Consider the following 22,822-nt stretch of genomic DNA (forward strand, 5'->3'; position numbering starts at 1 on the left):
GCTCGCCCGCGCGCGTGTTCCCGGCCGGTACGGCCGCGCCCACCCGGAACACGTCAGAACCGGGGCGCGTTTCGCTGTCATCGAGCGGGACGGTTCCGGCTCGCCATGCCGCCGTCCGCGCGTTCTCAGAGCGACAGACGGGAGACAGCCATGGCCCAGCGCGACTTCTACGCCGACGACCGCGGCGCGATGGTGACCTTCCAGCTCGCCCGGCGCGGCATCGCCACGCCCGCCGTGCTGGACGCGATGAAGGCCGTACCGCGCGAGGCATTCATTCCCGAGGATCTGCGCGAATTTGCCTATGAGGACTCTCCTCTCCCCATCGCGGAGGAGCAGACGATTTCCCAACCCTTCATCGTGGCCCGGATGATCGAACTGGCCGGCCTCGATCCGTCAGACACCGTACTGGAGGTCGGCGCGGGCTCCGGCTATGCCGCCGCGGTCATGGGCAAGATCGCCGACAAGGTCTACGCCATCGAACGCCACAAGGCGCTGGCCGAACAGGCCCGGAAAGTCATCGAAAAACTCGATTACGGCAATGTCCGCATCATTCACGGCGACGGCACAAAGGGCCTGCCCGGCGAGGCGCCCTTCGATGCCATCATCGTCTCGGCCGGGGGCGACATGCCCGCCGCGCTGAAGGAGCAGCTCGCGGTCGGCGGTTGCCTGATCATCCCGCTCTCGGTCGACGGCCACCAGGTGCTGACCGAGATCCGCCGCATCGACGAAGACGAGTATGAAACCATCGAGCACGACGCGGTCCGATTCGTGCCCTTGGTCGCCGATCCGGACAAGCCGGGCCATGTGCAGCCCGGCCACAAGACGCCCACCGCGACCCGGCCGGGCCACAGCGCGCCCGACCTCGCCTCGGTCATGGCCGAAGCCGCCGAGCCCTTCGATACGCATGACGACCTGGCCAGGATGGCCGAGCGCTTTGCCGACCGGAAGGTCGTCTGTCTTGGCGAGTCCACCCATGGCACCAGCGAGTTCTATTCGGCCCGCGCAGCCATCACCGAACATCTGGTGCGCGAGCACGGCTTCAACATCGTCGCGGTCGAGGCCGACTGGCCGGACGCGGCGATCTACGACAAGGCGATCCGCGAAGGCGCGGGCGAGCGCCAGCACGCCGCAGAGCCCTTCGCCCGCTTCCCGCGCTGGATGTGGCGCAATGAGGAGACCTGGGCGATGGTCCGCCGGCTGCGCGAGATCAATCGCGGCCGCGAGGAAACATACCAGGCCGGCTTTTACGGGCTCGACGTCTATTCGCTGTGCGCCTCGATCGAGGCCGTCATCGAGTTTCTGGAAGGCGAGGACAGCAACCTCGCGGATGCCGCGCGCGAACGCTATGGCTGCCTGACCCCGTATTGCAGCGAACCGGGCAGCTATGCCCGCATGCGCATCGGGAACGGCTTCCGCAAATGCGAGGACCGGGTGGTCTCGGTCCTGACCGAGCTGCTCAAGGAGCGCGTCGAGAACGGGGAAGGCCTGTTCGATGCCGAGCAGAATGCGCGCATCGTCAAGGAGGCCGAGAAATACTACCGCACCATGTATTATGGCGACGCCAATAGCTGGAATCTGCGCGACAGCCATATGGCCGATACGTTGGACCGCCTGCTGGAGCATCGCGGGCCGGACGCCAAGGCCATCGTGTGGGCGCACAACTCCCATATCGGCGATGCGTCCCAGACGGAGATGGGCTGGATTCGCGGCGAGCACAATATCGGCCAGCTGGTGCGCGAAAAATACGGCGATGACTGCGCCCTGATCGGGTTTTCAACCCATGAGGGCGAGGTGGCCGCCGCCGATGACTGGGACGGCAGGATGCGCGTCAAGACGGTTCGTCCAGCGCTGGAGGATGCACACGAGGATCATGCCTTCCGCACGGGCATCGGCCGCTTCCTGCTGGATCTGGGCGCGCTGGACGAGACGCAGCGCCAGCGCCTGTCCGAGCCCAAGCTGCAGCGCGCCATCGGCGTGATCTACCGGCCCGAGACCGAGCGCGCCTCGCACTATTTCCGCGCCAGCCTGGCCAGCCAGTTCGATGCCTGGGTCTGGTTCGCGGTCACACGGGCCGTCGAGGCCAAATCGGCGAGCCCGGCCGAAGGCGAAGACGAGACCTGGCCCTTCGCGGTCTGAATCCGGGCATGGCCTTGTGGCCGTCCTCTTTGGGTTCCGACAGAAAAGGCCGTCATCCGACCCTTCGAGGCTCGCTACGCTCGCACCTCAGGGTGAGGGTGTGAGTGACATCGAGTGAGGCAAATCATATATATATCAAAGTCTTAAGACCATTCCACCTCCCTCATGCTGAGGTGCCCGGCTGACAGCCGGGCCTCGAAGCATCGGAGGGCAAATACCCCTTGGAAAATCCTTAGGTCTGCGCAGGCGAGCCGGCGCCTCGGGTCGGTACAAGCTCTCTTTCCTGACGAAAGTCAGGATCCAGGAGAGGACGGGGCGGCATCAGATGGAAGCCGCGCCGCCCTAGAACGGCGCGAGGTCCCATACGATGGCGAAGGCGGTCAATGACATTGCGGCCAGGCCGGTCAGGGTGATGCCGGCCAGCGTCCCGACGCGCATGCCGTGATGGGAGGCGCGGGCGCGCCAGACCTGGACAATCGCCAGCAGACCCAGCACGCCCGCGATCAGCACGAGCCACGCACCGGCCCCGGCCGGAGCCGCGAAACCGGCCAGCAGGGCGAACAGTGAGACCTCGCTCGCCTGGTAGCCGCCGAGCGCGACGAGGGCCGCAAAGCCGAGCCCCGAGGCGGCAGCGAGAACGGCCAGCCAGCGGGCGCCGCCGGTTTCGGCTCTGAGCTCGCTGGCCGGGCGGCGATCGATTGCGCGCGCGATCCATCCGAGCGGAAAGGCGAAGACGGCAATCAGCAGGGCCAGGACGGACACCCCGGCCCACGCTCCCGGTCCGGCCAGCGATTGAGGATCGTCAGTGGCCATGATGCCGGCGCGGCGCACGGCGCTGGTCTCGAACAGATCGAGATAGACGGGGGCCTCCACCCCCTCTTCCAGACACGCGGCATCAAGCGCGGCGGCGTCGGGATTGTCGAAGAAATCGGTCAGGACCTCGCCGGCACACTCGCTCATGGAGCGGGTCGGACCGTGCCCGGCGAACGGTACCGCGATATAGCGGCCATTGGAGAAGCCCCGGGCCACCCGTTCGGCCAGCGGCGGCGGCGTAACCGGGTCCCAGGCCCCGTTAACGATCAGGGCGGGAATGTCGGTCTCGACCAGCTCGTAGGCGTCGCGATTGCGCGGGCCGAGCCCTTCATCGACACAGACCTGGGCCTGATAGGCGGCGCCTTCCGGCGTGAAGATGAGACCGGCAAAGTGCGGGTTCTCTTCAAGATCGCTTTCCGCCACCCGGGCCGAGGCCGCGTAGTAGCCGTCATTGCAGCGGATGGCATTGGCCATGCCGAGCGAGATCGACATGCCGGCGGCACCGCCCATATCCCCGGAGGCGAGCAGGTCGTAGACCGTCATGTCGTCGGTCTCGACCGCCGTGATGAGCGTGTCCATGACCGCGGGGATGGCCGGATGCTCATCCTGCTCGTACATCATCATGAAGGGCGCGAAGGCGAGGATTTCCCCGCCAAAGCGTACGCGGCCCTCCGGGTAGAGCTCGGTATTGTCCGTCTCCACCACGACGGGCTCGGCCTTGGCTTGCTCCAGCGCCGCGGCAAAGCGCGTCTCCAGATCGTTGCAGACCGACGCATCCTCGCAGGTGGAAAACACATTCTCCAGCACCAGGCCGCCCCAGCGGCCCATGCGCATCAGATCGCCGATATCGTTCGGGACGATGGCGTCCAGAACGATGGCGCGGATCCCGTCCGGGTCTTCGCGCACCAGCATCTGGCCGAGATGCGAGCCGTAGGAAATGCCCCAGACATTCCACGCCTCGAAGCCGAGCGCCTCGCGCAGGGCGCGCACATCGCGCGCATTCTCGATCGTGTTGTAGCCGGACAGGTCGATGCCGGCGGCCGCCGCCGTCTGGAAGCAGGCGCGCATGCGCTCGGCGGCCTCGACTTCGGCCTCGTAGACGCTCTCGGTCCACAGGGCGGCCCGGTTGGTGTCGGTGAAATACGGACAGAGATTGCCGCTCGCGCCGATCCCGCGCTGCTCGAGGATGTAAAGATCGCGATGGCGGACAAGGTCATGTTCGCGAAGGCGCGACACATAGCTCGTCACGCCCACGCCCGGGCCGCCGGTCAGATAGATGACCGGATCGTCACGCGTCTCTGCCGCGTCCCCGGCGTCATCCTCTCCGGTCGCGGCGATCTTCACGTAATGCAGGCGGATCAGACGGCTGTCCGGGTCGGAGCGGTTTTCAGGCACGGTGATGAAGCCGCACTCGATCTCGCCCGGCTCGTAATCGACTTCGCTGCGGAACGGGCAGACGAACGCAACCGGTCCGGGCAGGTCCTGCCAGGCGCGCGGCTCGGCGGTTGCGGCGTCCAGACCGGGACCGGGGCCGGCGTCGATGTCGGGAGACAGAGTCTCGGCGGCATTTTCCAGCGCCGCCCCGGCCGGGGTCTGGGACGCGGCCTCTTCTCCGTCCTGAGCCAGAGCGAGCGCCCCGGCACAGGACAATCCGGTGGCCAGTGCCAGAGCCGTCATCAAAATGCGCATTGAATAGTCCCCCAAGACCCGATGCGCGTGCGCATCCCCTCGCCGATCATGGGAAAACCGGTGCGAGAGCGCAACGGGAAACTCGAAGCTCGCCAGAACGAGGGCCTGTGCCCGTACCATGCGGCAGCGCAGCAACAACCCGGCCTGCAATACCGCATAGCCGCCGTGCAACCCACACCCAGACCTTGTCTCCCGGCGGACGGTGGCGTACGCGCTCCTCCACCTATTCCTGTGTCCGCCCAGACTTGATGCGAGACCGGTGCGTCCTGCGCGCCGGCGAAATGATGAGAGCCTGATGAGCCTTTCCCTGGATACCGATCAATTGCTGCGCCACGTGAAACGCGACTGGATCGGCAATGTGCGCGGCGATCTGCTGGCCGGCCTGGTGGTCGCCCTGGCGCTGATACCCGAAGCGATCGCCTTCTCGATCATCGCCGGTGTCGATCCGAAAATCGGCCTCTACGCCTCCTTCTCGATCGCCGTGATGATCTCCTTCACCGGCGGGCGGCCGGGCATGATCTCGGCAGCGACGGCGGCGACGGCGGTTCTTTTCATCACGCTGGTCAAGGAACACGGCCTGCAATATCTGTTCGCGGCCACCATCCTGGCCGGCGTGCTGCAGATCGGCGCCGGCGCGCTGCGGCTCGGCAATCTGATGCGCTTCGTGTCGCGTTCGGTGCTGACCGGTTTCGTCAACGCGCTCGCCATCCTGATCGCGATGGCCCAGCTGACCGAGCTGATCAACGTGACCTGGCTGACCTATGTGATGGTCGCCGCCGGGCTGGGGATCATCTATGGCCTGCCGCTGATCACCAAGGCCGTCCCCTCCCCGCTGGTCTGCATCGTGGTGCTGACCGGGATCGCGGTCGCGTTCGGCCTGGATGTCCGCACCGTCGGCGACATGGGCGAGCTGCCCGATACGCTGCCGGTCTTCCTGCTGCCGGACATTCCGCTGAATTTCGAGACGCTGATGATCATCCTGCCCTATTCGGCTGCCGTGGCGGTCGTCGGGCTTCTGGAGTCGCTGCTGACCGCGCAGATCGTCGACGATCTGACCGATACGCCGAGCGACAAGAACCGCGAGTGCATGGGCCAGGGGTCGGCCAATATCGTCACCGGCTTTCTGGGCGGCATGGGCGGGTGCGCGATGATCGGCCAGTCCATCATCAACGTGAAGTCGGGCGGACGCGGCCGGCTGTCGACCTTCAGTGCCGGCGTGTTCCTGCTCTTCATGGTGCTGGTGCTGGGCGACTGGGTCGCGATGATCCCGATGCCGGCCCTGGTCGCCATCATGCTGATGGTCGCGGTCGGGACGTTCAGCTGGTCGTCGGTCAAAAATCTGCGCACCCACCCGTGGAGCTCCAGCGTGGTGATGATCGCGACCGTGGCCGGGGTGATCGTGACGCACAACCTGGCGATCGGCGTGCTGATCGGCGTGCTGCTGTCGGCGCTCTTCTTCGCCTGGAAGGTGTCCAACCTGTTCCGCATCGACTCGGTGCTGACCGCAGACGAGCGCGCCCGGGTCTACACGGTGGAGGGCCAGCTCTTCTTCGCCTCGTCCGAAGACTTCCTGAAGAGCTTCGATTTCAAGGAAGCCGTCGACCATGTCACGCTGGACTTGAGCCGGGCGCATATCTGGGACATTTCCAGCGTGCAGGCCATCGACATGGCGGTGCTGAAATTCCGCCGCGAGGGCACGCAGGTCGCCCTGGTCGGCATGAACGAGGCGAGCAAGACGCTGGTCGACAAGCTCGGCCGTCATAACGAGCCGGGCGCCGACGACATGTTGTCGGGCCATTAGGGAGAGGACGCATTATGGACCGTATCGTCGCACTGATTGACGCCTCGCCCTATTCAAAGAGCGTGATCGAGCACGCCGCCTGGGTCTCGGCCCGCACCGGCTTCGCGATTGACCTGTTGCACGTCGTGCCGCACCGGCCGAGCGCGGATGCGCCGATCAACCTGACCGGCAATCTGACGCTGGGCGCGCGCTCGGAGCTTCTGGAAAAGCTGTCGCGCCATGACGAGGAGGCCGCCCAGCTGGCACGCGAGCGCGGGCGGGCCCTGATCGACGGCGCCAAGGCCCAGGCCGAGGGAGCCGGCGCGGAGGAGGTGCACACGCGCCTGCGCACCGGGGGCCTGCTGGAATCGGTGCAGGAGCTCGAAGACGAGGCGCGCCTCATCGTCATCGGCAAGCGCGGCGAGCATGCCGACTTTGCCTCCATGCATCTGGGTTCGAACCTGGAGCGGGTCGTGCGCGCGGCGAAGACGCCGGTCCTGGTCGCCTCGCGCGCCTTCAGGGCGCCGCAGCGCGCGCTGATCGCCTTCGATACCGGGCCGAGCGTGGCCAAGGCCGTCGATCACATCGCCAAGGGAAAGCTGTTCAAGGGCATGACCTTGCACCTGTTACATGCCGGCGAGGAGTCGCGGGCCATCACCGATGGCATGGACGCGGCCTCCAACACGCTGGAATCAGCCGGCTACACGGTGGAGACCTCCATTGTTTCCGGCGAACCGGAAACCGTGATCGCCGAACAGACCGGCGAGGGCAAGGCCGACCTCCTGGTGATGGGCGCCTACGGCCATTCGCGCATCCGCCGCCTGATCATCGGATCGACCACGACCCAGATGATCCGGAAATGCCTGGTCCCGGTCCTGCTCTTCCGGCCCGACACGCACGGATAATCGGCGCGCGGGCCTCTTGATGAAGGCCCGCGCCGTCCTACCTGCAAGGCGGTCACATCCCCAATGCAGGAGACGCGCGATGCAATGCCCCGTGGACAATGAAACCCTCGTCATGACCGAACGCCAGGGCGTTGAAATCGACTATTGTCCCAAATGCCGGGGCGTCTGGCTCGACCGGGGCGAACTCGACAAGATCATCGAGAAGAGCGCGGCCGCCGAGGCACGCGGCCCGGCACCGCGCGGCGGATATGACGAGCGCAGCCGGGACGAACGCGGCCGGGAAAACAGCCGGTCCGGCTCCTATGGCGGGCACAAGCCGAAGAAGCGCGAAAGCCTGCTCGGCGAGATCTTCGACATCTTCTGATCGGCGCCGCGGTTGCCACGCCCTTGCGCTGGGACGAGCTGTCACGCATCAGCTCAGGCCACGACTACACGGTCGAAACCCTGCCCCGCCGCCTCTCCAGCCTGAAATCCGATCCCTGGGAAGGCTATTTCGACCACGCCGCCCCCTTGAAGAGCGGCGCGCTCGACTGGGCGCGCAGCGCGCTGGAGGATTAAATCTGCACCACTCGCTGAAATCCCGGGCGAAGCGAAGCGCAGACCCGGGACCCCGCAGAGGCTAATCACCCCAAGGCCCCGGCGCTCCCTCCCGGTCGGCCGGGGTTTCACCATATTATAAGTTTTGAAATCCCTGGCGGAGCGAAGCGAAGACCCGGGACCTTGCAGAAGCTAGCCACCGGAATGCAACTTTTCGTTGCCACGAAGTGCGCGCCTGCCCACAATTCCCCCAAGGGAAGAAATAATGTATCGCGCCTTCGTCTACATCCTGACGAACAAGCCGCATGGCGTTCTCTATACAGGCATGTGCAATGACACCCTGATACGGCGGATCTGGCAGCATCGCACGAAGGCGTTCCGGGGCTTCACGGCGAAATACAATTGTACCCGGCTGGTCTATTACGAGGCACACGATCACGTCACCCTCGCCGCCGAGCGCGAGCGCAGGATGAAACGCTGGCATCGCGCCTGGAAAATCGACCTCATCGAATCGATGAATCCGGACTGGCGCGATCTCTACGAGGACCTCACGGTTTGAGGCTGAGGCGAAGCGAAGATCGCCCTTCCGGCAAAATCACACTCCCTGAAATCCCGGGCGAAGCGAAGCGAAGACCCGGGACCCCCGCAGAGGCTAATCACACCGAGGCCCCGGCGCTCCCTCCGGTCGGCCGGGGTTTCACCATATTATTAGTTTTGAAATCCCGGGCGGAGCGCAGCGGAGACCCGGGACCTCAGAGAGGTTGCCCCCCCCTAAAGCCGCGCCCGCTCCACCGCCTTGCGCCAGCCGGCGACCCGCGTGTCCCGGCGCGCGCTGTCCATCTGCGGGGTGAAGTGCCGGTCGGCGCGCCAGACTGCCGCGGCGTCTTCAAGTCCTGAGAACAGGCCCGCCCCGAGCCCGGCCAGGAAGGCCGCGCCCCAGGCCGTCGTCTCGGCATTGACCGGGCGGACGACCTCGGTGTTGCACAAATCGGCCAGGCGCTGCATCAGCGCATCGTTGACCACCATGCCGCCATCGACTTTGAGCCGTGCGACATCCGCGCCGTCGGCGGCCATGGCCGTCAACAAATCCCCGGTCTGGTAGGCGACGCTATCCAGCGCCGCGCGGGCGATCTCGGCCCGGCCGGCCCCGCGCGTCAGTCCGCAGATCAGCCCGCGCGCGTCCGCATCCCAGTGCGGTGCGCCCAGCCCGGTGAATCCGGGCACGAGGTAAATCTCGCTCTCCGGGTCCGCATTCGCGGCCAGCGGCTCGACTTCGCGCGAGTGCGAGATAATGCCGAGTCCGTCGCGCAGCCACTGGATACTCGCTCCGGCTGACAACATCGAGCCTTCCAGCGCATAGCTTGAATGTCCGTTCAGACGCCACGCCGTGGTGGCCAGGAGCCGGTTCTGCGAGGCCACTATCCTCGATCCGGTGTTGAGCAGCATGAAGGCGCCGGTCCCGTAGGTCGACTTCATCTCCCCGGGGACAAGGCAGGCCTGGCCGATGGCCGCGGCCTGCTGGTCGCCCGCCGCGCCGGTGATCGGATAGCTTCGCCCGAACAGGCCCGCATCGCTGTCGCCATAACGGCCCGCGCAATCGACGATCTCCGGCAGGAGGGCGCGCGGAATGTCGAAAAGGGTCAGCAGGTTATCGTCCCAGTCCTGCTCGGCGAGATTATACAGGCTGGTGCGGCTGGCATTGGTCGCGTCGCTGACATGGACCCGCCCGCCGGTCAGGCGCCAGATCAGGAAGCTCTCCACCGTGCCGAAGCACAGCTCGCCGCGCGCCGCGCGCTCTCGCGCACCGTCGACCGTGTCCAGGATGTAAGCCAGCTTGGTGGCCGAGAAATACGGATCCAGGACCAGGCCGGTGCGCGCCGCCACGTCCGCGCCATGACCCTCGCGCTCCAGCCTGGCCGTCGTGCCCGCCGTGCGCCGGTCCTGCCACACGATCGCGTTATGGACCGGGCGCCCGGTCTTGCGGTCCCAGACCAGCGTGGTCTCGCGCTGGTTGGTGACGCCCAGGCAGGCGATCTGGAAGCCCTTGCGTTCCGCGGCGTGGATCGCGCTGCGGGTCGTGGATAACACGGTCGCCCAGATCACTTCGGGATCGTGTTCGACCCATCCGGGACGGGGATAGATCTGGGAGAACTCCTCCTGGGCGAGACAAACCACCTCTCCGGCCCGGTCGAACACGATGGCCCGGCTGGAGGTTGTCCCCTGGTCTATGGCGAGAATGGCGGTGGTATCGGTCACATGCATCTCATGGTGTGCGCGCTGTCATAGCGGGTTAGGCTGCCCATGACGGGGCTTAGACGCAAGCTGCAAGACGGTAATGAAGGGGCTGGCATGACAGAGGAATTTGCAATCACGCACGTGGAGAGTCCGACCGGAGCGAGCCTGGCGGTGCGCATCAAGGAGCCCGAGGGACAGGCCCGGGCCATCGTCATGATCCACCACGGGCTGGCCGAGCATGCCGGACGTTATGCCCGCTTCGCGCGCTTCCTGTCGCAGCGCGGCTTCATTGCCTGCGCTCACGATCATCGCGGTCACGGCCAGACCACCGCTCCGGACGCGCCGCGCGGCGTCTTCGCCGGGGATCATGGCTGGGACAAGGTGATGCAGGACGCGATCTTCCTGCGCGGCTATCTCACTGAACGTTATGGGAATTTGCCGGTCATCGTTTTCGGCCATTCGATGGGTGGCGTCGTGGCGATGAACCATGCCCAGCAGGAGTACGAGCGTCTGGCCGGCGTTGCGGTCTGGAATTCCAATCTGGTTCTGGGCGGCATGACCGGTCTCATGCGCGCCGTGCTGTGGCTAGAAGGCCTGTTCAAACCTCAGGCGGCCACTGCCACGTGGCTGAATGCGCTGACCTTTTCCCAGTTCGGCAAGACGGTGAAAGACGCCCGCACCCCGTCCGACTGGCTGTCGCGAATCCCTGAAGAGGTCGATGCCTATATCGCCGATCCCGATTCGGGCTGGCGCGCCTCGATCTCGCTCTGGAAGGATCTGGTGACCGGGTTCGAGCGCGCGGAGTCCAGCGACCGGATCGAGCGCATGCGCCGGGACCTGCCCCTCCATCTGGCCGGCGGCGGCCAGGACCCGGCGACGGACAAGGCCAAGGCCATGCGCACCCTGGCTAGCCGTTTGAAAGCAGACCGCTTTACCGACATCACCTTGCGCATAAACCCCCAGGCCCGGCACGAGACTTTGAACGATCTCGGCTACGAACAGGCGATGGAGGACTTCGCCGAATGGGCCGAGCGCGTCGTGGCTCAGGCAACGGCGGGCGAAGCACCCTCTAAATAATTGAACTGTCGTTCAAAAAAGTGGCAGACTGCCCCCGAACGCTGAATATCCAATCGGGGAGCCTCCTTCATGATCGAACATATTCCGGCGCGGCCCGGCCTTTCGCCCCGGCGCTGGCTGGCCCGGCGCATGGCCCGCAAGGCCGGGCGGACCTCGCTCTCCCCGAACCAGCCCGCCGAGGTGCAGCGCGCCCGCATGGACAAGGCTGGCGACGCCCTGCCGACCGCAAGCGGCGTGGAGGTCAGCCGGATCGAGTATGCCGGCCGGCCCGCCCTGCGCTTCGTGCCGGAAGGCGCGCGCGATGGTGTGCTGCTTTTCCTGCACGGCGGCGGGTATTCGCGCGGCTCGGCACAAAGCCACAAGCCGTTTGTCTCCAACCTCTCGCGCGCCCTGCGTCTGGAGGCGGTCTCGCTCGACTACCGCCTCGCACCCGAGCATCCCTGCCCGGCCGCCATTGACGACGCGCTGGCCGCCTACCGCACACTGCGCAGCGACACGCAGGGGCCGATCCTGATGGCGGGCGATTCCGCCGGCGGCGGACTGGCGCTGGCGACCACGCTGCGCCTGAAGGCCGATGGCGACCGCCTGCCGGATGCGCTCTACCTGCTCTCGCCTTGGGTCGACCTGACGATGTCGGGGGAGTCCGCGCGCACCAAGGACGGCATCGATCCGATGCTCAAAACCTCGTACCTTCACAAGGGTGCGGAACTCTATCTACATGGCGCGGATGGGCAATCGCCCGACGCCTCACCCCTTTTCGCCGATCTGTCCGGCCTGCCGCCCACCTATATCCAGGTCGGCAGTGACGAGATCCTGCTCGACGATTCCGTGCGTCTGGCCGAAAAGCTCGCCGAGGCCGGTGTCGCGGTGAAATGCGAGATCTGGGAGAAGCTCTGGCACGACTTCCAGCTCTTCGCCCCGCTGCTCCCCGAGGCATACAAGGCGATCAAGCGCGTGCCCGACTGGGCCGCGCCCTATCTTTCCTCCCAGGCCGACTGATCGGGCCGGGCGAGCGTCAACGCAAAGGCGCTCGCCAGTCCGGACCAGTTATTGGTGATGCGCCCGTCTTCGGTCTTGTACCAGCTCGGGCATGCGCCGGCCCAGACGGTGCCGGCGAGGCTCCTCTGGACGCGCGCATCGAACGCGGCCTGGGCCTGCGGCCGGACGCTCAAGCTCTTCAGGTCGTGCGACAGGAGCCGCTCAACCTTGCCCGCGACATATTCGGCCTGGCGCTCGGTCATGAAGATGATGGAGTTATGGCCGAGATTGGTGTTCGGCCCGTAGAGCATGAAAAGATTGGGAAACCCGGCAACCGCCACGCCGCGATAGGCCGAGGGCGAGGCGCCCCAGACCTCGGCCAGCGTGCGCCCATCCGGCCCGGTCACGCTCAGGGTGGACAGAAATTCGGTGGCCTTGAACCCGGTCGCAAGGATGACCGTATCGGCTTCGATCCGGTCGCCGCCTGCCGTCACGATGGCGTCCGCCTCCAGGTGCGAGATAGGGTCGCTGACCAGCGATACATGCTCGCGCGCCAGCGTCTGGAAATAGGTGTTGGACAGCAGCACACGCTTGCAGCCCGGCGCGTAGTCCGGGGTCAAAATCTCGCGCATCGCCGGATCGGGCACGGCTTTTCTGATCTTGCGCTCAAGCTGCCAGCGGGTGAAGCGCGCTGCGAGCGAGCCCTGGCGGAAGGCCGCAAAGCGCATCTCGTGGATCAGGAAACTGCCCGTACGGTAAAGCCGGCGATAGCCGGGCAAATTGCCAAACAGCCAGTGCTCGGCCCGGGTGAATGTGCGGTCCGGCTTCTCGATCACCCAGTTTGGCGTGCGCTGGAAGACGCTCAGCGTCCTTGCCTGATCGGCCACGATGGGGATGAGCTGGATGGCGCTGGCCGCATTGCCGATCACCGCCACGCGCTGACCTGTCAGGTCGGCCGAGCGGTCCCAGCGCGCGGTATGCATGACCCGGCCTTCGAACCGGTCGAGCCCGGCCAGGTCGGGCGTAAAGGGCTCGGACAGCTGGCCCACCGCGCTGATCACGCTGCGCGCGCTGATCCGCCGCCCATCGTCAAGCGCCACGGCCCATCGTCCGGCCTGCGCATCGAATTCGAGCGTTGTGACCGATGTGTTGAACCGGCAATGGCCGACGATATCGAAGCTGCGCGCGACATCCTCGAAATAGTCCAGGATCTCGTCACGGGGCGCGAATTTCCGGCTCCAGTCGGCCTTTGGCGCGAAGGAGAAAGAGTAGAGATGGCTGGGCACATCGCATCCCGCACCGGGATACTGATTATCGCGCCAGACACCGCCAACCCCGCCGCTCTTCTCCACGATCACGAAATCGTCGATGCCGCGGCGCTTGAGCTGATAGGCGATAGCGAGGCCGGACATGCCCGCCCCGATCACCAGCACGTCCACGCGGTCCGGCGGGGCGGCCGGAGCCGGGCGCGGACGCGCTTCCGCCCTCTCAGTCCTCATCGTACATGGCGTCGATCAGAGCCTTGTTGCGCTCGATCACGATGCGGCGCTTGACCTTCATGGTCGGTGTCAATTCGCCGGTGTCCACGCTCAGCGGCGCGCCGAGCAGGCGGAATTTGCGGATATTCTCCACCCTTGCATAGCGCTGGTTCATCGCGTCCACGCCGCGCTGCACCTCCTCGATCACGGCTGGATGCTCCGGTCCCGCATCGGCGAGCTTGTGAGCCTTGGAAAACGCACTCAACGCATCCGCGCTCAGCGTCATCAGCGCCGTCAGGTAGTGGCGCCCGTCCCCGACCACGACTGCATGCTCGACCAGGTCGATATTCATCAGGTCGGTTTCCAGATTGGCCGGCGTGATGTTCTTGCCGCCGGAGGTAATCAGGATGTCCTTGATCCGGCCGGTAATGGTGACGAAGCCCTCCTCGTCCACCTTCACCACATCGCCGGTCCGCAGGAAGCCGTCCTCGGTGAAGGAGTCCGCGGTCGCTTCGTTATTCTTCATGTAGCCGGAAAACAGGCCCGGCCCGCGCACCAGAAGCTCGCCCTCCTCGCTGACCTTGGTCTCGATACCGTCGAACGCCTTGCCCACCGTGCCGAGCTTCGTGGCGCCGGGCAGGTTGGCCGTCGTGGGCGCCGAGGTTTCCGACTGGCCGTATCCTTCCAGGATGACCATGTCGATGCCGGTGAAGAAGCGCAGGACTTCCGGGGAGATCGGCGCCGCGCCGGAAATGAAGGTGTCTGCCTGGTCCAGGCCCATCGCCGCCTTGATTTTGCGGGTGACCAGCGCATTGGCAAGCCCGCGCTGGAGCGAATTGCCCATACCCGGCGACCGGCCTTCGAGCCTGGCCGCATGCCAGTCGCGATTGACCTTCACCGACCAGTCCAGAAGCGTCTTCTGCAGGCCGCTCGCCTGCTTCATCCGCCCTTTCAGGGTTTCGGCCATCTTCTCCCACACCCGCGGGACACCGAAGAACATGGTCGGCCGGGCGTGCTTGATGTCTTCGGCCAGCGTCTCCATCGAGCGCGCGAAATACATCGCATTGCCCCGGATCGGGTGGCAGTGGAGCGACGCCTGCTGCTCGGCAATATGCGCGAGCGGCAGGTAGGACAGGCCGCGCCCGTTTTCATCGCCCCCGAAGGAGCGGGTCAGAAGATCGGCCGTCCAGGCAATGGCGCCGTGCGACAGCATGACCGCCTTGGGCGGGCCGGTCGTGCCGGACGTGTAGATTAGCGAGCCGATATCGGCCGGCTTGATGGCGTCCAGACGAGCCTCGACGCTCTCCTGGAACCGCGCCTCGCCCAGCGCCAGGAAGTTGGCCCAGGACATCACGCCCTCTCGCGCCGGCTCGCCGTCCATCACCACGATGGTGCGAAGGTCCGGGCAGTCGCCGCGCACGCTGTCCAGCTCTTCGAGCTGATCAAGCGACTCGATCAGCAGGACCGGCGCTTCGGAGTGCTGCAGGATATAGGCGCTCTCGGGCGGAGCGCTCGTCCAGTAGATTCCCGCCGGGCGGGCGCCGATCATCATCGCCCCGTTGGCCATGATGGTCCATTCGGGCCGGTTGAAGCCCAGAATGGCGACCGAGTCGGCCGCATTGACCCCGAGCGAGACAAGCGCACGCGCAGCCCGCTGAGCCTTGTCCGCATAGTCGGCCCAGCTGGCTTCGATCCAGTCCGATCCGTCATGGACCAGATAGGCGGTGGCCTCCGGCCGTTTCCGGCCCTGCTCGATCAGCCAGGCCGGAGTGGACGCGAAGCGCTTCTCCTCACCGAGCCGCGGAAGTGTGTTCCACGCCGTCTGATCCATGTTGCTCCTCCCCGAGCTGCATGATGGCGCGCGCATCGTCGGGCGAGGCGACATCGCGTCCCGCATTGCGCGCGCATTGTGCCAGGGCCTCGATCAAGACCCCGTTGCCGGCGGCGCGTTCGCCGTCCGGCAGATAGAAGGTATCCTCAAGTCCGGTACGAAGCATCCCGCCAAGTTCGGCGGTGCGCTGATGGACCGGCCAGATCTCCTGGCGTCCGATCAGCGTGGTCTGCCAGGGCGCGCCCTCGCGCTTGTAACCCAGCAGGAGCTCGAGAAGCTTCGCATCCACCGGCATGCCCGAAGCCACGCCCATCACGAAATTATAGTGGGCGGCCGGGGCCATGCCGTTCTCGATATACATGTTGACCGAGCGCACAATGCCGACATCGAAGCACTCGAACTCGGGGTGCGCGCCGGTCTCGTCCATGGCGTCCAGCATCTTCTGGATTTTCTCGACCGGATTGTCGAAGACCATGGGCGGCCAGGCCCAGCTCTTGTCCTTCTTCAGTTTCAGATAGTTCAGCGACCCGGCATTGCAGGCGGCAATCTCGGGCCTGATCCGCTTGATCACCGCAATCGGGCCAGACACGTCCGGGCCGACGACGCCGGTGGTCTGGTTGATGATCACGCCGGGGCAGGACGCGCGGATGGCGTCGACCACCTCCTCGCACAGATCGGGGTCCCAGCTCGGGAAATGACCCATGCCCTCGTCCTGCATGCGGAAATGCACGTGCATGACGCTCGCCCCGGCATCGTAGGCTTCGCGCGCGGACGCGGCCATCTGCTCGGGCGTGACCGGGACCGGATGGGTCTTCGGATTGGTGAGCACCCCGTTGAGCGCGCAAGTCAGTACGGCCTTGTCCATGGGTCTAGTCCTGTGTCTGCAGATCGAGTTCGATCAGGATGGTGCCGCTGGCGGCCTGGCTCGCCTCGCTGGCATGAACTTCAGAGACCACCCCGTCCGCCTCGGCGGTCAGGCGCATCTCCATCTTCATCGCTTCCATCACCGCCAGCACGTCCCCGGCCTTGACGGCCTGGCCCGGTTTGACGTTGACGGCGACGACCGTGCCGGAAACCGGGGCGGTGATCTTGGACGGATCGGCCTCGGCGTCCGGCCCCCAGGGCGAAGCTTCGCGCACGGTGACGATCTGGTCGCCGAGCGCCAGCCACCAGCCGCCATCGGCCAGGCGCACGCCCTGCGTGCTCTGCGCGATGCCGTCCAGGCGCCAGTCGATCAGCGCGCCCTCGCCGCCGAGATACTCTGCCTGCCAGCTTTGCTCTCCGGCCGTCACCTCGACGGTGTCGGGCCCGGCCTGTGTCACGAGAACCGGGGACCCCTGTCCGTTCAGCTCCAGATCGAGGCCGAACGTCCTCACCGAGTGCGCACGTATCGCCTCGCCGGGCGCGCGCGCCATGAGCAGGGCGGCCAGCGCCAGCGCCATGTCCGGCGGTTCGGCCGCGGCGAACGGCCCGCTGCCCGCTTCCGACCATTGGTCGAGATCGGCCACGCAGATCTTGCCCGTGCGGAAGGCCTCGCTGTCCAGAAGGCGCAGCAGGAAATCGCGATTGGTCTTCACCCCGAGCAGCGGGCGCACCATCAGGCTGGCTCGCAGCCGGTCGATGGCCTCCTCGCGCGTCTGACCCCAGGAGATGAACTTGGCGACCATCGGGTCGTAGTCGGTCCCGATCACATCGCCGGTCTCGACCCCGGCATCGACGCGGTCGTCATAGGGTGTGCGCGGTTCGAACAGGGCGATCGGCCCGCTCTGCGGCGCGAACCCGTTGGAGGGATCTTCCGCGTAGAGCCGCGCCTCGATGGCATGTCCGTGAAACTCGATATCGCCCTGTTCGCGCGGCAGGGGCGCACCCGCCGCGACGTCGAACTGCAGCTGGACTAGGTTCAATCCCACGACGGATTCGGTGACCGGATGCTCCACCTGGAGCCGCGTATTCATTTCCAGGAAATAGAAGGCGCCGGACTCGTCCAGCAGGAATTCCACTGTGCCCGCACCGACATAGCCGACCGCCTTCGCCGCCGCGACGGCCGCTTCGCCCATGCGTTGGCGCAACGCCTCGTCCACCGACGGCGAAGGCGCTTCCTCGATCACCTTCTGGCGGCGGCGCTGAGCCGAGCAGTCGCGCTCGCCCAGATGGATGGTGTGGCCGTGGGTGTCGGCAAAGACCTGGACTTCCACATGGCGCCCGCGCTCGACATATTTTTCAAGCAGCACTGTCTGGTCGCCGAAGGCCGACTTCGCTTCGCGCCGGGCCGAGACCAGCGCGTCCTCGAACCCGTCCGCGCTGCGCACCACCCGCATGCCGCGCCCGCCCCCGCCGGCCACCGCCTTGATCAGCAAGGGATAGCCGATCTCGTCCGCGCGCGCCTTGAGCTGGCCTTCCGACTGATCCTCACCCTGCCAGCCGGGCAGGGTCGGCACGCCTGCCTCGATCATCAGCGTCTTGGCCTTCGCCTTGTCGCCCATCGCCTCGATGGCATCCGGCGGCGGGCCGATCCAGACCAGGCCGGCCTCGAGGACGGCGCGGGCAAAGGCCGCGTTCTCCGAGAGGAAGCCATAACCTGGATGGATGGCTTCCGCGCCGGTACGCCGGGCCGCATCCAGAATGGCCTCGATATTAAGATAGCTCTGCGCCGCCGGGGCCGGGCCGATGCAGACCGACAGGTCCGCAGCGCGCACGAAGGGCATGTCGGCATCCGCGCTCGAATGAACCGCGATGGCGGTAAACTCGCGCTGCCGGGCTTCCTCGATGACGCGCAAGGCGATCTCGCCGCGATTGGCCACCAGGACAGAAGAGAAGGGCCGGGCCTTCATGGGCTAGCCCTCCGTCCAGCGCGGGGCGCGCTTTTCCAGGAAGGCGGTCAGGCCCTCGGCGCCCTCGTCGCTGCGCGCGGCCCGGGCAAAGCTCTTCGCCGCGTCCTGGATCAGATCGCCGGCCGGTTCCAGGCGCGCGCGGCGGATCAGCGCCTTGGTCGCGGCAATCGCGTTCGGCGCGCCGCGCTTGATGTCGGCGAGGGTCTGAGACAATGCTGCCGCACACGAGTGCGCGCCTTCGCACACGACATGAACCAGCCCCAGGCGCAGGGCAGCGGCCGCGTCGACCTTGCCGCCGGTCACGGCGAGACGCCGCGCCTCCGAATAGCCCAGGCGCTCGACCAGGAAGGGTGCGATCTGCGCCGGGACCAGTCCCAGCCCCGTTTCGGGCAGGCGGAACACCGCCGTTTCACGCGCCAGCACCACGTCGGCGACGCATGAGAGTCCGAAGCCGCCGCCCATGACGGCGCCTTCTACTACGACGACTACCGGCAGGCCGGAGGCCGCATAGGCTGCGCACAGCTCGCCGAAACGGGCATTGACCCCGGCGATGGGATCGGCGCCATTGTCCGGCTGGGCCTGGGCAGCGCCCATGTCCTTCACGTCTCCGCCCGAGCAGAAATGCCCGCCCGCGCCCGCGAGCACGATGGCGCGCGACCCGTCGGTCTCGGCGGTATTCAGCGCGGCCAGGAGCTCGTCGACCATTTTCAGCGACATGGCGTTGCGCTGTTCTGGCCGGTTCAGCGTCACGTGCGTGATGCCGGCAGAGCGCTCGACCAGGAGGGTTTCGAACTCAGGCATTGCCGGATTGTGCCTTCTTCGGCTTCTCCGGCAGCGTGCCTTCCAGCTTGCAGATAATGCCCAGCATGATCTCGTCCGCGCCGCCGCCGATGGAGATCAGACGGCTGTCGCGATAGGCGCGGCTGATCGGATTTTCGGCGGTAAAGCCCATTCCGCCCCAGTATTGCAGGCAGGAATCAGACACTTCGCGCGACAGGCGTCCGACCTTGAGCTTGGCCATCGACGCCAGGCGCGTCACGTCCTCGCCATTGATGAACTGCTCGGTGCAGCGATAGGTCAGTGCGCGCAGCGCCTCGACCTCGGTGCGAAGTTCTGCCAGCCGGAAATGGATGGACTGGTTGTCCAGAAGGCGCTTGCCGAACGTCTTGCGCTCCTTGCAGTACTCGATCGTCAGGTCGATCTGCTTGTCCAGCGCCTTGAGCGAGGAGGCCGCCCCGTAAAGGCGCTCTTCCTGGAATTGCAGCATCTGGTAGAGGAAGCCCGCGCCCTCCTCCCCGATCCGGTTGGATTTGGGCACCCGCACCTCATCGAAGAAGAGCTGCGCGGTATCGGAGGAATGCATGCCGATCTTCTCGATCTTCTGCTTCTCGATGCCCGGCAAATCCATCGGCACGATGATCAGCGATTTGTTCGAATGGACCGAGCCTTCGGACGTGTTGGCCAGCAGGCAGCACCAGTCGGCCTGAAGCCCGTTGGTGATCCACATCTTGGTGCCGGTGATCACGTAGTCATCGCCATCGGAACGCGCGACGGTCTTGACCGCGGCCACGTCCGAACCGCCGCCGGGCTCGGACACGCCCAGGCACCCCACCATGTCGCCGGCGATTGCGGGCGCGAGAAACTGCTCGCGCAGCGCGTCCGAGCCATAGCGTGCGAGCGCGGGCGTGCACATGTCGGTGTGAACGCCGATCGCCATCGGCACGCCGCCGCAATTGATCAGGCCGAGCTCCTCGGCCAGCACGAGCGAATAGGAGAAGTCGAGCCCGGCTCCGCCATATTCTTCCGGCCAACGCAGACCCAGCAGACCCAGATCGCCCATCTTCTTGAAGACTTCGTGGGCGGGGAACTGACCGGCCGCCTCCCATTCGTCGACATACGGATTGATGTCCTTCTCGACGAATTTGGCCACCGTCTCGCGAAGCTGTTCGTGCTGCTCGGTGAATTGCATAGCTGGTTCTCCTGTTGCGCGCCGCTAGAGACGGGCCACGCCGAACGTGTTGGGTTTCAGAGCGCGCGCATCGCCGTCTGCGCAGATCGAGAGCGTCTCGATCAGCACGGCGCGCGTGTCGCGCGGATCGATGATGCCGTCATCCCACAGCCGGGCCGTGGCAAAGAGAGGCTGGGACTGATCGTCCAGCGAGGTGCGGATCATCTCGCTCATCTGGGCAAGCGAGTCCTCGTCGGTCTCCACGCCGGCGCGCTCATTCTTGGCGCGCGTGATGATCTCCATCACCTTGGCCGCCTGTGCGCCGCCCATCACCGCCGTGCGTGCGGTCGGCCAGGCGAAGATGAAGCGCGGGTCGAAGCCGCGCCCGCACATGCCGTAATTGCCCGCGCCATAGGAGCCGCCGAGCACGATGGTGATCTTGGGCACCCGTGCATTGGCCACCGCCTGGATCATCTTCGACCCGTGCTTGATCGCGCCGTCGCGCTCGGCGCGGCTGCCGACCATGTAGCCGGTCGTGTTCTGCAGGAAGACGAGCGGGGTATCGGACTGGTCGCACAGCTGGATGAACTGGCCCGCCTTGGTCGAACCCTGCGGCTGGATCGGCCCGTTATTGCCGATCAGGCCGACCAGCCGGCCGCCGATGCGCGCATGTCCGCACACGGTTTCGGCGCCGTAGCGCGCCTTGAATTCGAGGAAATCCGACCCGTCCACGATGCGCGCGATGACATCTTTCACGTCATAGGGCGTGCGCTCATCGGCCGGCACGACGCCCATCAATTCCTCGCGCGAATAGACGGGCTCGGGCGCGTCTGCGCCCGGCACAACCTCGTCCCAGTTCAGCTTGTCCATGATCTCGCGCGCATAGGCGAGCGCCTGGCCGTCATCCTCGGCGACGTATTCGCCAAGCCCGGTGACCTCGCCATGCAGGTCCGCGCCGCCCAGCTCTTCCTCGTCGGCATCCTCGCCGATGGCGGCCTTGACCAGCGGGGGGCCAGCTAGAAAGATTTTCGACTTTTTGCGCACCAGCACGACATAGTCCGACAGGCCCGGCAGATAGGCCCCGCCCGCCGTTGACGAGCCGTGCACCACGGCGATCTGGGGCAGGCCGGCCGCCGAAAGCCGCGCCTGATTGGCGAAGCTGCGCCCGCCATCGACGAAAATCTCGGCCTGGTAGAGCAGGTTCGCACCGCCGGATTCGACCAGGTGGATCATCGGCAGCCGGTTGGCGAGCGCGATTTCCTGCGCGCGCAGCGCCTTCTTCAGCCCCATCGGCGCAACGGTGCCGCCCTTGATGGCGCTGTCATTGGCCGACACCACCACCCGCTTGCCGCACACCGTGCCGATGCCGATGATCGAACCGCCGCCCGATGCGCCGCGCCCGCCATCATCGTCATGCATCTTCAGCCCGGCGAGCGGCGCGATTTCCAGGAAGGGCGCATCGCGATCGACCAGTCGCGCCACGCGTTCGCGCGGCAGAAGCTGGCCGCGCGCGTCGAACTTGTCTTTCTTCGCAGCCGAGTTGGCCCGCACCGTCTCTTCAGCCGAGCGTACCGCAGCGAGCTTCTCGCCCATCGCTTCGGCGTTGGTCTTGAAGCCGGCGCCCTCCGGCGACAGGCGTGACCTTAGTACCGGCATCAGCCGCCCTCCCCGCGCAGAACATCCGGCTCGACGGCCCGGTGAAACCCGTTCCAGACATCGAACCGGTCGTGATCCTCCAGCGGGAAGGCCGAATTGCCAAGCGGCGCGCCGCCATCGATGGGCAGGGTGATGCCGGTGATGAAGGAAGCCGCCGGGCTCAGCAGGAAGACGATGGCCGCAGACACTTCGGCCTCCGATCCCAGTCGCTTGGCCGGCAGGTGCTGGCGCAGATAGGGGATCATCGCCTTGACCGCACCGCCATAGGTATCCATGCCCGACGAGGCGATCCAGCCGGGCGCGACCGCATTCACGCGGATGCCGTAGCGCGCCCATTCATAGGCCGCCGTCATCGTCAGATTGCTCATGCCGGCACGCGCCGCACCCGAATGCCCCATGCCCGGCATGCCGTTATGCATGTCGGCCGTCATGTTGACGATGGCCCCGCCCGTCTCCTGCATGGAGGCCTTGAACACCTCGCGCATGACCAGGAAGCCGCCGGTCAGATTGGTGGCCAGAACCGCCTGCCAGCCCTTGAGCGAGATATCCTTCAGCTCGGCGGGAAATTGCCCGCCGGCGTTATTGACCAGGCCGTGGATCGGCCCGTGCGCCGCGATCAGGGCCGCCACGGCCTCCTGTACGGCCGCCTCGTCGCGAATGTCGAAAGCTGAGGTCGCGCATTTGCCGCCATCGCCGGTGATTTCCTCGGCGACGGCCTCGAGCTTGTCCCGATTGCGCCCGGTCACAATCACCTGCGCGCCCAGGCGCGCCAGCTCGTGCGCGGTGCACCGGCCAATGCCGGACCCGCCGCCCGTCACCACGATGGTCTGCCCCTTGAACAGATCGTCGCGGAAAATGCTGTCATAGCGCGCGCGTTCGCTCATGGCGGCGTCCGTCTCCTCCCAGACTGGCACGGGGCGGCCTCTCT

18 protein-coding genes are annotated in these 22,822 nt (G+C 66.2%); 8 read left to right on the top strand and 10 right to left on the bottom strand.

The window, feature by feature from the left end; translation table 11 throughout:
* Positions 1 to 150 precede the first annotated feature (150 nt).
* The gene (locus E5162_RS08930) at positions 151 to 2,136 is read left to right on the top strand and encodes a protein-L-isoaspartate(D-aspartate) O-methyltransferase (protein WP_206751080.1); all 1,986 of its coding nucleotides are present in this window, start codon (positions 151 to 153) and stop codon (positions 2,134 to 2,136) included.
* Positions 2,137 to 2,478: 342 nt separating this feature from the next.
* Here E5162_RS08930 and E5162_RS08935 read toward each other — a convergent pair whose 3' ends face one another.
* Positions 2,479 to 4,638: an alpha/beta fold hydrolase gene (locus tag E5162_RS08935; protein WP_158291255.1), complete on the bottom strand. Its 2,160-nt coding sequence runs from the start codon at positions 4,636 to 4,638 to the stop codon at positions 2,479 to 2,481.
* A gap of 295 nt (positions 4,639 to 4,933) precedes the next feature.
* On the opposite strand from E5162_RS08935, the gene E5162_RS08940 reads away from it, so the two are divergent.
* The 5 genes from E5162_RS08940 to E5162_RS08960 all read left to right on the top strand — a co-directional run bounded on the left by E5162_RS08940 (position 4,934) and on the right by E5162_RS08960 (position 8,419).
* Complete coding sequence (locus E5162_RS08940) at positions 4,934 to 6,439, top strand: SulP family inorganic anion transporter (protein WP_135944893.1); 1,506 nt, start codon at positions 4,934 to 4,936, stop codon at positions 6,437 to 6,439.
* 14 nt (positions 6,440 to 6,453) lie between these two features.
* Positions 6,454 to 7,323 (top strand): universal stress protein, encoded by an 870-nt coding sequence (locus tag E5162_RS08945; protein WP_135944894.1) that lies wholly within the window; start codon positions 6,454 to 6,456, stop codon positions 7,321 to 7,323.
* A 79-nt stretch (positions 7,324 to 7,402) separates the two neighbouring features.
* A complete protein-coding gene (locus tag E5162_RS08950; protein WP_135944895.1) occupies positions 7,403 to 7,687 on the top strand; it encodes a TFIIB-type zinc ribbon-containing protein in 285 nt (94 codons plus the stop codon).
* On the top strand, positions 7,687 to 7,881 hold the full coding sequence (gene ligD, locus E5162_RS08955; RefSeq protein WP_325063723.1) for a non-homologous end-joining DNA ligase LigD: 195 nt from the start codon (positions 7,687 to 7,689) through the stop codon (positions 7,879 to 7,881). The genes E5162_RS08950 and ligD overlap by 1 nt, the downstream gene beginning before the upstream one ends.
* Before the next feature lie 244 nt (positions 7,882 to 8,125).
* The gene (locus tag E5162_RS08960; protein ID WP_135944896.1) at positions 8,126 to 8,419 is read left to right on the top strand and encodes a GIY-YIG nuclease family protein; all 294 of its coding nucleotides are present in this window, start codon (positions 8,126 to 8,128) and stop codon (positions 8,417 to 8,419) included.
* Positions 8,420 to 8,631: 212 nt separating this feature from the next.
* Here E5162_RS08960 and glpK read toward each other — a convergent pair whose 3' ends face one another.
* On the bottom strand, positions 8,632 to 10,122 hold the full coding sequence (glpK, locus tag E5162_RS08965; RefSeq protein WP_135944897.1) for a glycerol kinase GlpK: 1,491 nt from the start codon (positions 10,120 to 10,122) through the stop codon (positions 8,632 to 8,634).
* Between the two features lie 87 nt (positions 10,123 to 10,209).
* Here glpK and E5162_RS08970 point away from each other — a divergent pair, with 87 nt between their 5' ends.
* The gene (locus E5162_RS08970; protein WP_158291256.1) at positions 10,210 to 11,172 is read left to right on the top strand and encodes an alpha/beta fold hydrolase; all 963 of its coding nucleotides are present in this window, start codon (positions 10,210 to 10,212) and stop codon (positions 11,170 to 11,172) included.
* A gap of 69 nt (positions 11,173 to 11,241) precedes the next feature.
* Positions 11,242 to 12,171: an alpha/beta hydrolase gene (locus tag E5162_RS08975; RefSeq protein WP_135944899.1), complete on the top strand. Its 930-nt coding sequence runs from the start codon at positions 11,242 to 11,244 to the stop codon at positions 12,169 to 12,171.
* Here the strand turns inward: E5162_RS08975 and E5162_RS08980 are convergent.
* Genes E5162_RS08980 through E5162_RS09015 form a run of 8 tightly spaced genes read right to left on the bottom strand, consistent with a single transcriptional unit; the run spans position 12,147 to position 22,778 of the window.
* Positions 12,147 to 13,649, bottom strand: coding sequence for a flavin-containing monooxygenase (locus E5162_RS08980; protein ID WP_135944900.1), 1,503 nt, complete (start codon positions 13,647 to 13,649; stop codon positions 12,147 to 12,149). The two genes, E5162_RS08975 and E5162_RS08980, sit on opposite strands and share 25 nt — an antisense overlap.
* Positions 13,639 to 15,459, bottom strand: coding sequence for an AMP-dependent synthetase/ligase (locus E5162_RS08985; protein WP_158291257.1), 1,821 nt, complete (start codon positions 15,457 to 15,459; stop codon positions 13,639 to 13,641). The genes E5162_RS08980 and E5162_RS08985 overlap by 11 nt, the downstream gene beginning before the upstream one ends.
* Complete coding sequence (locus E5162_RS08990) at positions 15,419 to 16,324, bottom strand: beta-keto acid cleavage family enzyme (protein ID WP_135944902.1); 906 nt, start codon at positions 16,322 to 16,324, stop codon at positions 15,419 to 15,421. Before E5162_RS08990 ends, E5162_RS08985 begins: the two co-directional genes overlap by 41 nt.
* Before the next feature lie 4 nt (positions 16,325 to 16,328).
* On the bottom strand, positions 16,329 to 18,290 hold the full coding sequence (locus E5162_RS08995) for an acetyl/propionyl/methylcrotonyl-CoA carboxylase subunit alpha (RefSeq protein ID WP_135944903.1): 1,962 nt from the start codon (positions 18,288 to 18,290) through the stop codon (positions 16,329 to 16,331).
* A gap of 3 nt (positions 18,291 to 18,293) precedes the next feature.
* Positions 18,294 to 19,091 carry an enoyl-CoA hydratase/isomerase family protein gene (locus E5162_RS09000; protein ID WP_135944904.1) on the bottom strand — a complete coding sequence of 266 codons (798 nt, stop codon included), beginning with the start codon at positions 19,089 to 19,091 and terminating at the stop codon, positions 18,294 to 18,296.
* On the bottom strand, positions 19,084 to 20,259 hold the full coding sequence (locus E5162_RS09005) for an acyl-CoA dehydrogenase family protein (protein ID WP_135944905.1): 1,176 nt from the start codon (positions 20,257 to 20,259) through the stop codon (positions 19,084 to 19,086). The genes E5162_RS09000 and E5162_RS09005 overlap by 8 nt, the downstream gene beginning before the upstream one ends.
* Positions 20,260 to 20,283: 24 nt before the next feature.
* Positions 20,284 to 21,894 (bottom strand): acyl-CoA carboxylase subunit beta, encoded by a 1,611-nt coding sequence (locus E5162_RS09010; RefSeq protein ID WP_135944906.1) that lies wholly within the window; start codon positions 21,892 to 21,894, stop codon positions 20,284 to 20,286.
* Positions 21,894 to 22,778: an SDR family oxidoreductase gene (locus tag E5162_RS09015; protein WP_135944907.1), complete on the bottom strand. Its 885-nt coding sequence runs from the start codon at positions 22,776 to 22,778 to the stop codon at positions 21,894 to 21,896. Before E5162_RS09015 ends, E5162_RS09010 begins: the two co-directional genes overlap by 1 nt.
* Between the last annotated feature and the right edge of the window lie 44 nt (positions 22,779 to 22,822).

It is taken from the genome of Marinicauda pacifica, assembly GCF_004793635.1.
Lineage (GTDB): Bacteria > Pseudomonadota > Alphaproteobacteria > Caulobacterales > Maricaulaceae > Marinicauda > Marinicauda pacifica.